The 12,409-nt window shown below is 31.2% G+C and carries 10 protein-coding genes and 1 tRNA gene; 4 read left to right on the forward strand and 7 right to left on the reverse strand.

The genetic code is table 11. The features are described 5' to 3' along the window. The first annotated feature begins 32 nt into the window (after window positions 1–32). A complete protein-coding gene (locus BGO27_05010; GenBank protein OJV12084.1) occupies window positions 33–1,106 on the forward strand; it encodes a hypothetical protein in 1,074 nt (357 codons plus the stop codon). Between the two features lie 7 nt (window positions 1,107–1,113). Here BGO27_05010 and BGO27_05015 read toward each other — a convergent pair whose 3' ends face one another. From BGO27_05015 to BGO27_05030, 4 genes are all read right to left on the reverse strand, one after another. Continuing rightward, window positions 1,114–2,310 carry a hypothetical protein gene (locus BGO27_05015; protein ID OJV12085.1) on the reverse strand — a complete coding sequence of 399 codons (1,197 nt, stop codon included), beginning with the start codon at window positions 2,308–2,310 and terminating at the stop codon, window positions 1,114–1,116. Between the two features lie 12 nt (window positions 2,311–2,322). Further along, entirely contained in the window at window positions 2,323–2,883 is a 561-nt protein-coding gene (locus tag BGO27_05020; protein ID OJV12086.1) for a hypothetical protein, read from the reverse strand. Beyond that, window positions 2,855–3,082, reverse strand: a complete 228-nt coding sequence (locus BGO27_05025; protein ID OJV12087.1) for a hypothetical protein — start codon at window positions 3,080–3,082, stop codon at window positions 2,855–2,857. The genes BGO27_05020 and BGO27_05025 overlap by 29 nt, the downstream gene beginning before the upstream one ends. A gap of 88 nt (window positions 3,083–3,170) precedes the next feature. Further along, a complete protein-coding gene (locus tag BGO27_05030) occupies window positions 3,171–4,874 on the reverse strand; it encodes a hypothetical protein (protein OJV12088.1) in 1,704 nt (567 codons plus the stop codon). Between the two features lie 221 nt (window positions 4,875–5,095). Between BGO27_05030 and BGO27_05035 the strand changes: the two genes are divergently transcribed. From BGO27_05035 to BGO27_05045, 3 genes are all read left to right on the forward strand, one after another. Then, window positions 5,096–5,181, forward strand: a tRNA-Leu gene (locus BGO27_05035). Window positions 5,182–5,210: 29 nt separating this feature from the next. Then, window positions 5,211–6,605: a hypothetical protein gene (locus tag BGO27_05040; protein ID OJV12275.1), complete on the forward strand. Its 1,395-nt coding sequence runs from the start codon at window positions 5,211–5,213 to the stop codon at window positions 6,603–6,605. Next, window positions 6,602–7,480: a hypothetical protein gene (locus BGO27_05045; GenBank protein OJV12089.1), complete on the forward strand. Its 879-nt coding sequence runs from the start codon at window positions 6,602–6,604 to the stop codon at window positions 7,478–7,480. Before BGO27_05040 ends, BGO27_05045 begins: the two co-directional genes overlap by 4 nt. A 116-nt stretch (window positions 7,481–7,596) precedes the next feature. On the opposite strand, the gene BGO27_05050 is transcribed toward BGO27_05045, so the two are convergent. The 3 genes from BGO27_05050 to BGO27_05060 form a co-directional block, all read right to left on the reverse strand. Further along, window positions 7,597–8,751, reverse strand: a complete 1,155-nt coding sequence (locus BGO27_05050) for a hypothetical protein (protein OJV12090.1) — start codon at window positions 8,749–8,751, stop codon at window positions 7,597–7,599. Window positions 8,752–8,964: 213 nt separating this feature from the next. After that, complete coding sequence (locus BGO27_05055; GenBank protein OJV12091.1) at window positions 8,965–10,842, reverse strand: hypothetical protein; 1,878 nt, start codon at window positions 10,840–10,842, stop codon at window positions 8,965–8,967. Window positions 10,843–10,948: 106 nt separating this feature from the next. Further along, window positions 10,949–12,400, reverse strand: coding sequence for a catalase (locus tag BGO27_05060; protein OJV12092.1), 1,452 nt, complete (start codon window positions 12,398–12,400; stop codon window positions 10,949–10,951). Window positions 12,401–12,409 lie beyond the last annotated feature (9 nt).

Consider the following 12,409-nt stretch of genomic DNA (forward strand, 5'->3'; position numbering starts at 1 on the left):
ATTTTTTAGTAATTAATTTTATAGCAGGCTTTATGACGGCAGATTCTTCGGAGTATGAAAAGGGTTTATTTGATGATTTTTATGATTTAGGTGATGAGCCAATCTTAGATAAAAAGCCGAATACAAATAAACCAAAAGTGAACTCTCTTCAATATAACTCTAAATTAGAATTTCTAAATGACTTAAGTAAATTTTTGGAAAATGAAGGTCATAGTGCGCAGTTTAAAGAGGAATTTACTAACAGGGTTTTTCAAAAAGAACTGAAAAATACTATTAAAGATGATACTTTTTCTTTTGTAAGAAGTTTAGAGACTTATAAAGTTGAAATTGGTGTGTTTGCTTCGAGACTTCATCATGTTGTTTCAATTGAAAATTTTGTTTTGACAGCTGATTTACTGCAAGAACATATATATAGTAGCGATATTGAAGATAAATTTGGAGATACGCCACTCCACTATGCTGCCAAAAATGGTAATCCTAAAATTATAGCGCTTTTAGTAGCGCACAGAGCGGATATAAATAAAGCTAATAAAAATGGTAAAACCCCATTAGACATAGCCATGGCTTATGCAGATAGCCTTACCGAAGCTACTATAATAATATTTGGTGGTACTAACAAAACCCAAAATAGTTTATATAGTAATTCAAACAATAAACTAATCCCTAATAATGAATTTCTAGAGAACTATTCTAAACAACAAGATCAATATAAAGCAATTTTATCTGAAATTGAGATTTTGAAGGAATGTAGTAGAAAAACTCATCCAAGTCAAAAAAAAGTAATTGAAAATTATAACAAGAGTATTGCTGAGAAAGCCAAACTAGCTGAATCGATTGACAGTATTTTTTTTGGTCATATTTCTGAGTCGGATAGTTTTAGATCTCCTTTAAAATTTGAGGATGCTATGAAAGTCATAAAGCAAAATAGCACAGAAGGTCATTTTAAAGACGATATGAAATATGTTCTGGCAGTATATGAAGAAACTAATAACCGCAAGAATATTCCAAATAGTGCGCCATCTACTCCAGAGCTTCTAAGACATAAATTTGACAATTATAAACCTATTCAAAAATCCGGTTCCACTGCAAATGTTTTTAGAAAGTAGTATTATACTATAAAATATTACAGAAACTTCCTTTTTGAATCTCAGATGTAGCAAAATCCAGTATTTGCGCTCTATAGCCTTTCACATGTTTCTTGCTATCGGCATTATATTGAGTTATCAGTTTATCTGATATTTCTTTGTCAGGATCATAAAATAGTGGATTTCTTGCAGCATTTTTAACTGAATAAAATTTATATTCATTCAGTTCTGCAAACTCTTCAGATATTAATCTTAAAGTACCGTGGTATTGTTCAAAAAACTGATCCATTTCATATAATTTTTCCAATCTTATAAAGTGACTTACGATATTTTCGCAGTTTTCAATTCTATATCTTTTTCTATAAAATTCGGTTTTCTCAACAAAATATACCATTTTATAATGGGCATTATCTAACATCCAGCTTTGCATATTTTGGATGCTCTGCTTAAATATGTAATAAAATTTTTGAAATGCAATTGCAAACTGAAATTCTAAAGTATAGGAATCATTATGATTTTTGCTGTGAGTTTTGTGAGTTGCAAGTATTGCCATCCCACGCTTTGCAAGGGTATTTCCATAAAATTCGGGAACGTCATTATAAAACCATTCTAATGTATCCTTTCGAAAGCCGTAATAATATTGATATGCACTTCCATAAGATACTTCTGGCTCTATATACTCAAATAACCGCATTATATCTGATTTTAAGGTTGCTTTATCCCAGAACTTCGTTAAGTACTTTAGTGATTCTCTCGGTGCGCCATTACATATGAATGATAATGTACCAGCTAAGGAATATCTTGTTAAAAGTAATTTGAAATGTATTGGGTCTAAGCTTTTTACATAATCGGCGGCGTCAAATTTTTTGTGCAGCACAGCATTAAAGAAAAATTTTGTAAGATCATCGCAGGTAAATTGATCTTTGCCAAATGTATTATAAAGCTCCATCGGAAACCCTAAAGATAGATCGCTCCATCTTAAGCTATAGCTAAATACTTCTTTTAGTAAATTTGTTTGGAACCATTTATTATCGCAATTGTGGTAAGCATATAAAAATAAGCGATTTGCTTCTTCTAAATGACTATTTATTATTTGCTTTTCAAGCTGGTTTTGCAAATGCTGTTGAAATTGCATGATAATGACGGTTTTATTATTTGCATTTAAGTAATCAGGCTTAATATAGCCCCATTCTATTAAATATAATGCAAATTCTGTATGTTTCATTTTTTACATTCCTTATAATATAAGACAGTTATCTTTTAAGGTAGTCTTTATTCCGCGCCAAATTTCACTTTCAGGTTCTTTGATAATAATAAAATTGTTTTTAACCAGGTTTTCAAGCGTTATAGGTTGGTTTTTTGAATGTAATGCTTTAATTGCATGGTCGCAATTCGTAATAAATTCTTCAAATGTTTTATATTCTCTTTTGTTTGGTCCTAATATTGTATTATTTGTAAAATTTCTGGCTAAATTAGATACATTAATGCCAGTATCCGCTTGGTAGTTTAGGGTAAATATTAATGCTGTACGCTGAGCTAAATTGCATTTTGATAATATAATTTGTTTTCCGGTATCACATGATAAATTATAAACTAAATATAAAGCAGGGAAGGCTAGTAAAGTACTGTAATTGTCTAAAGTTGCAATTTGAGCAAAAGCTGAATGCAAAAGCTTTTGATTTTCTTTAACCTCTTTTTGCTCAAAAATCCATTTTATTGCATCAAGTTTTATCCATGTATATGCATACGTAAAATAATAGTCGTAATAATTATTTATTAAGAATCTTTTTTTTTTCACTATTTAAATTTTTGTATATTATGTCTGCAATATCAAGGTTACCATGTTGGTCAAAGCATCTGTAAAAATAAATGTATAAATTATCTCCTAAAAATTTAATAGCATTTGGATTATTTAGTAATTCAGATATTTCGTCATCTTTATTTCTGTTATAAGCTATTTGAAATTCTTGTAAAAATTCTTCCTGTTTGCTTTGCATATTTACCCCAAAATTAAACCCTAGTAATTTCTATTATGACTTTTAACTTTTAAAATAAAAGAAATTTTTTAAGGTTTTTATAAGGTGATTATTTTTTTGCCTGATTATTTGAGGTTTTAATCTTTTTATTTACACGACCAGTAAAATAACCTTGTTGTTCATCAGGCATATCAACATCAGATTCGGCTTGACTAGCTGTTCTTTTTTTAGGATTTTTCTTAACATTTTGTGTGATATTAATAGAGTCTTTTAAATTATAACCTAATTTTTGTGTAATAGAATATTGAATTTCTACGGGTAAACTATTCCATAAATTTTCATCTGAAGCATTAATGGTATGGAGTGCGTAAGACTGATGCATATTTCGTGCAACAAGTTGCAGATCTTCAAATTTTAAATCTAATTTTTTCTTGCGGTATACGTCATGAAGTGATTTTTGATACTTTAATATTAATTCCTTTGCTTGATCTGGAGTAAATCCTTTTTGTTTTAATCCTTCTAAAATATTAGTAAAATCAAGTTTTATTTCTTTATTCTTATATATAATTTTTGTTTGCTCATTTAACTGATTGCATAAATTAATCCATGGCCCAAATATATTTGATAAAGAATTTGATGACTCTTGATTGGTAGTATATGCATTATAAATTTCTTTATTATCTTTATAGTGCTCCATAATAAATTTTACCTGTTGTAAACCTTTACGTGGTGATTCTTCTAAATAATATAAAGCACCTTTATAAAGTTTTCTTTGCAATTCAGGTTTTGTTACTACTTCTAATAAAAATTTATATAAATTAAATCCGTTAAATAATAAATATGCTACATCATCCTCATCATTACTAATATTATATTCTAAGAATTTTGTTTTGTGCTTCTCAGATAGGTTATCATATGTAAATTTAATTAGTTCGTATTCTATGCCACCAGGTATTATTATTAAATCAGTTGATTTAGGATCTAATCTGTAGAGTTCGTTTAATATAAAAAGAATTATTTCTTTGTTTTTTGATGGTAAGGCAGCACTTAAGGCTGAGTATATTGGTCTAATTGAAAAGTTGTTGTTTGATTTATCATTCCTGAAATGATCCAAATTATTTGAAAGTTTGTAAACAAGCGTTACTATTTCAAAATTTCCACTCCTACAGGCACTATTAAATAATTTAAAGTAGTTATTATCATTCATAAAATTATCTTTAGTTATCTGTGAAGATTTCTCTAGTTTTTTAAATAAATATTTTAATGTGTCTATATTGCTGTTGTCCGCGGCTTTAATGAAACAATCAAATATGATTGGATCAGGTTTTTCTCCACTCCAAGACTTTGGAATTGCATATTTATATTCTAAAAGACTGAAAATTATATTGTCTGTTAGTAAATTTTCCTTATCGAGGAGGTCTAGCATTTTGCTATTACCATATACGCATACAGTTTCGGCCCATGCATATTGAAACTTTGAATTATCTTTAAAACGTGGGAAATTATTACATGCCTTTATCAGTTTAAGCATAGTTGCAGTTTGATTATTAGTAACCAATGCCTTTATTGCATTTTCAAAATTAGATACCTCAAAATGAGGATATTTTTTATGATTAAAAAATATAGTTGGATATTCATTAAAATGTGGAAGAATTATATTTTCTATTAAATTCTTAACTACATTTGTATGTTTATTATCAGAAGATGCTTTTATTATGATTTCCTCTTTTTGATCAGGGGTAAGATCTTTGAAAAAATTATTGGCTTCTTCAAATTGACCGTTTAAAAGCAGATCACTTAATTTTTCATACATAGTAAAGCTCTTGTAAGTAGTTGGTACTGCATATTTATACTAACAAATTATTAACTAAAAATCAATTTTTAGCTTCGATCATAACTAGTAAGCCTATATCAAATAAGCGGTTTACTATGAGGGATTGTCTTAAGCATTTGAAATAATCTGAAAAATCTTGCTAAATTTTATAATTAAATGCTTGCTAATCTCAAAAAGTTTGCTATAACAATCTCTTGTGTGCCCGCGTGATGGAATGGTAGACATAACGGACTTAAAATCCGTGGAGCCTCGGCTCTTGCCGGTTCAAGTCCGGCCGCGGGTACCATTCTTTTGAGCAGGGGGTCTGTTTTAGCAATGGAAGATCTAGCGATAGTTTGGCTCCGCCGTGACCTACGGCTTTATGATCATAAACCTTTCAATTTTTCCTTAAAACACAAAAGCTTCCTTCCAGTATTTATTTTTGATTCTACAATTTTAGAGCGTTTTTCTAATCCTCATGATCGTAGATTAACGTTTTTAGCAAATGCGCTCTGCCTAATGATGAATAAGCTTGAAGTGCTTGTTTTATATGGCGATCCTGTAAAAATAATACCTAAATTAAATGATATAACTAATGCTACAAAAATATATGCTGGCAAAGATTTTGAGCCTGACTCAATAGAGCGAGATAGCAAAATTGCAAAAGCTACACAAAACCTAGAGCTTTTGGATGATCATATTATCCTTAACCCTGAAGACGTTAAGAAAGATGATGGTAATCCATTTAAGGTATTTACTCCTTTTAGTAAGGTATGGCGCAAGAAGGCTGCTGAAATAAGTCATGATAATTATGAAGTTGATACGTCCAAGGCTTTGAAAAACCTAAAAGATATTAAAGAAAAGCTACGTGATGCGGGAATTAAGGTGGTAAATACCAAATCCACCAAATCCATGCTAGACGATATTGGCTATAAAGAATTTGATGAAACTATATGGCTGCCTGAAAAAGGGCGCGAGCGCCTTCATGAATGGTGCGATAATCGTATAAATGACTATAAAAATACCCGCGATTTTATGGGTATAGACGGAACTAGTAGGCTTTCTCCTTATATAAGGTTTGGAGTTATTTCCATTAGGGAATGTTATAACTTAGCCAGCAATCACCATGGAGCAGGTAGCGAAACATGGATAAATGAGCTTATCTGGCGAGAGTTTTATATTGCCGTTCTTTATCACTTTCCTCAGTCGCAAAACTTAGAGCTACAAGAGCAGTATCGCGGTATTCCATGGAATCATAACCAAAAACATATAGAAGCCTGGATGGAAGGAAAAACTGGCTATCCGATTGTAGATGCGGCTATGAGGCAGCTTAAAGAGGTTGGCTGGATGCATAACAGGTGTCGTATGATTACGGCTTCATTTTTCTGTAAGCATCTTTTTGCTGACTGGAGAATTGGTGAAGAGTACTTTGCCCAGTATTTAATGGACTATGAGGCTGCCTCAAACATAGGCGGCTGGCAGTGGTCTTCATCAACAGGAACCGACGCTCAACCTTATTTTAGAATATTTAACCCTTTTTTACAAAGTATGAAATTTGACGAAAAGGGGGATTACTTAAGAACTTATCTACCTGAGCTACGAAATTATAAAGGGCAGAATATCCATGATCCCCAAAAGGACGGGCTAATGAACAAATACTACCCAATGATCGTAAATCATGATACCGCAAGAAAAGATGCAATTGAGAAATTTAAGGAGCATAAAGGATGAAGCATATTGAATATATACAAATATCACTTTCAGATGGATTTGTTGATACGGCTATAAAGTATTTTGAACGTCACAAAGATGAGATTTTAAAAAATGCTAAAGTGATTAATTTATTTCAAGATGTACTTTTTACATACAACAATCCAGATTTTGCAAGTTCAATATTTTCTGGCTTCACAAGAGGCTGGAAGAAAGCAGCACTGCAAAAATCTATAGAAAAAGCTATTATATTCGAGGATTTTAATAAATTTAAATTCTTATTTGATTTGCCTTATAGCGGTGATAAATATGAAATTTTTGTAGGTAGTAGCGATTGGCTAGAATATAATAATTTTCGGAAAGCATGTCAGCTTGCAAAGCCTGATATAGCTGAATTTTTGTATAAGCAATTTTCTAAAGATCTTACCCTAAATTTCCAATTTGTATTTCCTAATATAATGTATTATGCCTTGGGTGATGCTTTAGAAGAAAATCTTATAGATAATGCAAACTTTCTTGCGGAATGTGTTAATTTTAATGTTTTTAAACTTACAAAAAGTCGTAATTTTGGGCATGATTTTTATTTAATGTATACTATTTGTAGTAAGGGTCATATAGAGGCATTTGACTGGATTTATACAAGGCTTAATGAGCAGGAAAGGCATGAATTATTGCAATTTGATGACTATAAATGTTTAAAATTAGCCTACAGAAATCAGAAATATGAGCTTCTACACCATATTTTACAGCTTGATTATTTTAAAGAGTCTCCAGATAGTAAGGCTTATATAGATAAAAAAATAGAAGAAGGTTTTAAAGATAAAATAGAGCCAAGACCAATTGAGTTCAGAGAGGAAGTGAAGCAGGTTGATAAATCTTGGTGTGTATTGCTTTAAATCTATTCCTGAGGGCTTTTTCGCCCTCTTGGAATTGAATACGGTAAATTATGTCACCAAAGCTTTTAACTTATCCAGTACTTACTTTAGTAAAAATTTGGGTACTGAAAAATCACTTATATCCTTGGTTTTTTACATGGTTGTTGATCAATAGCATTTAAAATTGGATCAAAATGAGATCGTTTTTGGGCTTCTATATCAATTGCTGTTAAAAGCTCTTCAAATGGTCTTTTGACGCCTAATTTAATATTTAAAGTGCTTCTAAAGCTGCTATTTTTGCTGTGCTTAAAACCACTTTCTAATATTAATGAATCATTTTTGTTTTCACTTGGCTTTATAGACAACTGAGGGGTTTTATCTCTAAAGTACTCAGTGATATCTATAGTTGCCGGAAAGTTTGTAAATCGGACGATTGCTGGAGGAGTGCAATTGTTAGAAAAATCATTAGCAATATTTGTATTACAACTATTTGCCTTAAATTTAGATTCTTGTACTCTTTGAATTGTTGCTGCAACTTCAGTGCTAATAGACTTACACCCATCTAATTTGCTTTGAAATCTAATTTGCTTATAATAATACGCTGGGATGATGCATAACAATGATTCCAGTTGATTAACTGGCGTTACTTTTATTATCGAGTACAATAATGTGCTATTTGTATACTGTATGTATATATTATTTTGATACCCGCATGAATCCATTAAATATGTAAAAACGCCTTCACATACTGTATCTCTATAAAGCGGGTTATTAGAGTTCTTGAATATATTAATTAATATTTTGTCTAATTGTTTTGTAAAAGCAAGTATTGGAAATAAAGATTTTAGTTCTCCTGCTTTTAATTGAGAGGGTACAAGGTAATTCTTTCCAGATTGTAAACAATTTTTTAACATTTCTGCTGCTTCTTTATTTTGGCAGATTTCAACAAATATATTATTAAATATAATATTTGTTAAATCCATATTGTACTTTAGTGCATTTATAAAAAGACTTCCTTTAAGTCTCTGTTTTCTAAATATGAGGCTAATTCTTTGCTCTAAAGTGAGATTTTGAATAATTTCTAAAATTATCGAATTGAAAATTTTATCTCTTGAGGCGAATATTAGATCAGTATGTTCATGGCTATGATTTACATTACGATTGGTAGTTTGTGTAGTCGGAATTGCCTGGTAAAAACTTAATGCCGATTCTTTAGTAATTCCTTCAGAAAAATGTTTTTGAAAACCATTTCTGGAATTTATTAATGCTGTTTTATCGCTTGTTTTTGACACTGTAAATTACCTATTAATAATTGATAAAAGAAAATTAATAAATAGTTAATAAAAGAAAAATGTCAAGTAAATTATTATCTTTTTGATTTTATGAAAAGTGAAAGATTGTGCATATAAAAACAAAGATAGCTCGTTGCTTGGAATAAATTTTCAAATTTCTTTAATTAGTAAAAAGTAATGTTAAATATATCTAGCTAATCTTGTAATTATTTTTCAAAAGGGGATTTCGTGACCGCCGTTTTTTGGCTTTTTCTTTAGGTGTTCATCGGAATTACTGTTTAATATGAGGTCTATTGATCTCTTTTTACCTACTAAATTGCTAAAGTGATCCTTAACTGGCTTAAAACTTGCTGTTTTCTTATCAACTAGAGTTTTGAGTACATCTCTTTTATCTTCTAATTTTGAAGCAATATTATTTAGCTCGTCTATAAATTTTTGATCTTGAAAATAACTTATGGGAAAGGTATCAAGTAACTCCTGAAGTTTATCTGCAGAGGTAATTTTGATAATGATGTATAGAACCGATCCTTCAAATCTAGATTCTTTAGATTTTTTGCTATGCTGTACTTCAAAGCCCTCTAAATACGAGACTATTTTATCGCAAATAAATTTTTTATAATCGAAATTGTGATGATTTTGAAAAATTAGTTTAAAAGCATCGATTACTTTATCCTGTAGTGCAAGCTGCCTAAATGCTGATACAAAGACTAATGACTTTGTATCGTTTAATGTATAGGTGCTAGCTTTAGCTACTTCCTTGATTAAAGCTGGTTTGAGGGATTCGTCTGCTAAGGCTTTAACAAAAAGCGTGCAGAAAATATAGTTAATCATTTCTAAGTTACAAGAGAGTGCATTAGAAAAAATACTACCCTTGTTAGGATACTTTGCAAAAAGTAAATTTAATTGATTTTCTGTGGAAAGGTTTTTAAAGATTTCTATTAATACTGGGCTTAAATCAGATTGTTTTGATATATTAATAAGTTCTATGAAATCTTTATGATCCTTAAATATTGAGCTAGAAAAAAGTAACGCTTTGTCCTTTGTAATATTTTCATCAGAAAAATACTTAATGAAAAGATTTTTTTTAAGAATTAGTTCATTTACAGTAATAGGTGGAATATTGTTTTGTGGAACGGGATCTGTTAGGTCAATTACCTCTGGGGAAGGTCGATTTGTATTTGATCTTTCTACATGTATATTTTCTGGTAAGTTTGAGATCGGAGCTGTATTAGGTTGGTTATTATTTGTATCAATTTCAATCCCTGATATTTTTGCTGCAATAATAGATTCAATAACTTCTTTTTTTCCATGCAGCTTTGAGGTAATGCGGTTTAATTCTGCTATAAACTCCTGATCATGAAAATAATAAGTAGGAAACGAATTAAGTACAGCTTTAAGATTGGTAATAGGAGTGCTATCAATTATTCCATAAAGAACAGATATAGATTCAGCCTCTTTTTCTGCATAAATATTGTTATTAGGCGCATAAGTGAGTATATATTTTAAAAAACTATCGCAAACAGTTTTTTTATAATTTTCGTTATCAACATACTTAAAAATTATATTTAGATTACCTAATAAATTATTTTTAGAGCTAAGTAATACAATGGATGAAACCAACCTTGGGTATTTATATGACCTTAGCGTATATGTGGAGGTTTTTGATAGCAAGTCAGATAAAATTTGCGAGGTTTTTTTATGCTTTGTAACATTCAGTAAAATTTCAGAGAATATATGTTGAGATAATTCACTGTTATTAAAAAAAGCATTAAGAATAATTGAATTTTTTTTATAATCCTTAGTAAATGTTAAATTTAATTGTTCTTTTATAGATAGGTGGCTAAAAATTTCTATTATAATTGGGTTGCAATTAGAGTGGTTAGAAAGGGTTGCTATATCTTGAAATTCCTGTGACCTTATACTATGGTTTTTTGGATTCATAGCTGCCGTGGCTTTCTGATAAAATTGTAATGCCGAATCTTTAGTTATTCCATTGGGAAAATAGGTTGTTAAAAAAGAGGTGCCTAAATTTTGATTAGCTTCTTTTTGATTCGTGTTGTGTATTTTATTACCACTATGAGACTTTGACATTTTGCAACCTGTTAAAATTTTGAATTTACTTTATAAAAAATGCCGTATTTAATGAATGTTAAGCAGCGCAATAACAGCTTATTAATCCTTTTTCTGTGTCTGTGTATCATAATTTCCCTTTTACTCCGCTTGCATAATCAGGATGTATTTTTTCAAAATGTATCATTTGTCTGTCAATGATCTCTTTTGGCACGCCTTGCATAGAAGCAGCAATATTGCTATAGAGCCTGTCTTTTTGAGCATTATCAAATAAATTCCATAAGTTTCTTGCCTGAGTATAATCATCTACCATTCCAATGCCTGAAGGGTCACGGTGATTATACCTGTCAGCATTGCCATTAATTTTGAGCGGCGGTTCCTTAAATTCTGGTTTTTCTTCTGCTCCATCAAAAGAATTAGGTTCATAATATGCATCTTTGTTACCTGATTTGCATCCTATAAAATTCATTGATCCGTCCTTATGATAATGATGCACAGGACATTTTGGCTGGTTTACAGGTAATGACTCATAATGCGTACCAAGTCGGTATCTATGCGCATCAGCATAGCTTAAAATACGAGCCTGAAGCATTTTATCAGGTGAAAAACCAATACCAGGCACAATATTACTAGGCGAGAATGCAGCTTGCTCAATTTCATTAAAATAGTTTTCAGGATTGCGGTTAAGTTCAAATACACCAACTTCTATAAGTGGGTAATCTTTATGTGGCCAAACTTTAGTTAAATCAAATGGATTATATAGGGTCTTTTCAGCATCCATTTCTGGCATTGCCTGAATATACATAGTCCATTTTGGGAAGTCTTTTTTATCTATAGCATTATATAGATCTTCCTGATAAGTTTCGCGTGATTTACCTATTACTGCTTCGGACTCGCTATTAGTAAGGGTTTTATGACCTTGCTGCGTTTTAAAATGAAACTTCACCCAAAAGCGTTCATTTCCATTATTCCACATGCTATAAGTATGAGAACCATAGCCATTCATAAATCTTGGGCTTACTGGAATTCCGCGATCACTCATAAGCATGGTAATCTGATGTAATGCTTCAGGCGATAGGCTCCAAAAATCCCATGCTGCTGTAGAGCTTCTGAGGTTAGTTACAGGGTGACGTTTTTGCGTATGTATAAAATCAGGGAACTTCATAGGGTCGCGTACGAAAAATACCGGAGTATTGTTTCCTACTATATCCCAGTTACCTTCTTCAGTATAAAACTTAAGGGCAAATCCTCTAACATCGCGTTCAGCATCTGCTGCGCCCAGCTCACCTGCTACAGTTGAGAATCTTGCAAGCATTTCAGTGGTTTTTCCAACTTTTTCAAACAGTTTAGCTCTGGTATATTTTGTTATATCGTTAGTTACGGTAAATGTTCCAAATGCGCCCCATCCCTTAGCATGTACAACTCTTTCTGGGATTCTTTCTCGGTTTTGATGAGCTAATTTTTCAATTAAGACATGATCCTGCATTAACAATGGCGCACGTGCGCCTGCACTTAAGCTATTTTGATTGTCAGCAATTGGCATCCCTGCGGTAGTAGTAAGTGTTGGTTTGTTGCTCATATGATACCC

The sequence above is a fragment of the Alphaproteobacteria bacterium 33-17 genome, assembly GCA_001897445.1.
In the GTDB taxonomy this organism is placed as follows: domain Bacteria; phylum Pseudomonadota; class Alphaproteobacteria; order Rickettsiales; family 33-17; genus 33-17.

Coding starts and splice junctions, on each gene's coding strand:
- BGO27_05010 (OJV12084.1), top strand. CDS start 33: ATGACGGCAGATTCTTCGGAGTATGAAAAGGGTTTATTTGATGATTTT.
- BGO27_05015 (OJV12085.1), bottom strand. CDS start 2,310: ATGAAACATACAGAATTTGCATTATATTTAATAGAATGGGGCTATATT.
- BGO27_05025 (OJV12087.1), bottom strand. CDS start 3,082: ATGCAAAGCAAACAGGAAGAATTTTTACAAGAATTTCAAATAGCTTAT.
- BGO27_05030 (OJV12088.1), bottom strand. CDS start 4,874: ATGTATGAAAAATTAAGTGATCTGCTTTTAAACGGTCAATTTGAAGAA.
- BGO27_05040 (OJV12275.1), top strand. CDS start 5,211: ATGGAAGATCTAGCGATAGTTTGGCTCCGCCGTGACCTACGGCTTTAT.
- BGO27_05045 (OJV12089.1), top strand. CDS start 6,602: ATGAAGCATATTGAATATATACAAATATCACTTTCAGATGGATTTGTT.
- BGO27_05055 (OJV12091.1), bottom strand. CDS start 10,842: ATGTCAAAGTCTCATAGTGGTAATAAAATACACAACACGAATCAAAAA.
- BGO27_05060 (OJV12092.1), bottom strand. CDS start 12,400: ATGAGCAACAAACCAACACTTACTACTACCGCAGGGATGCCAATTGCT.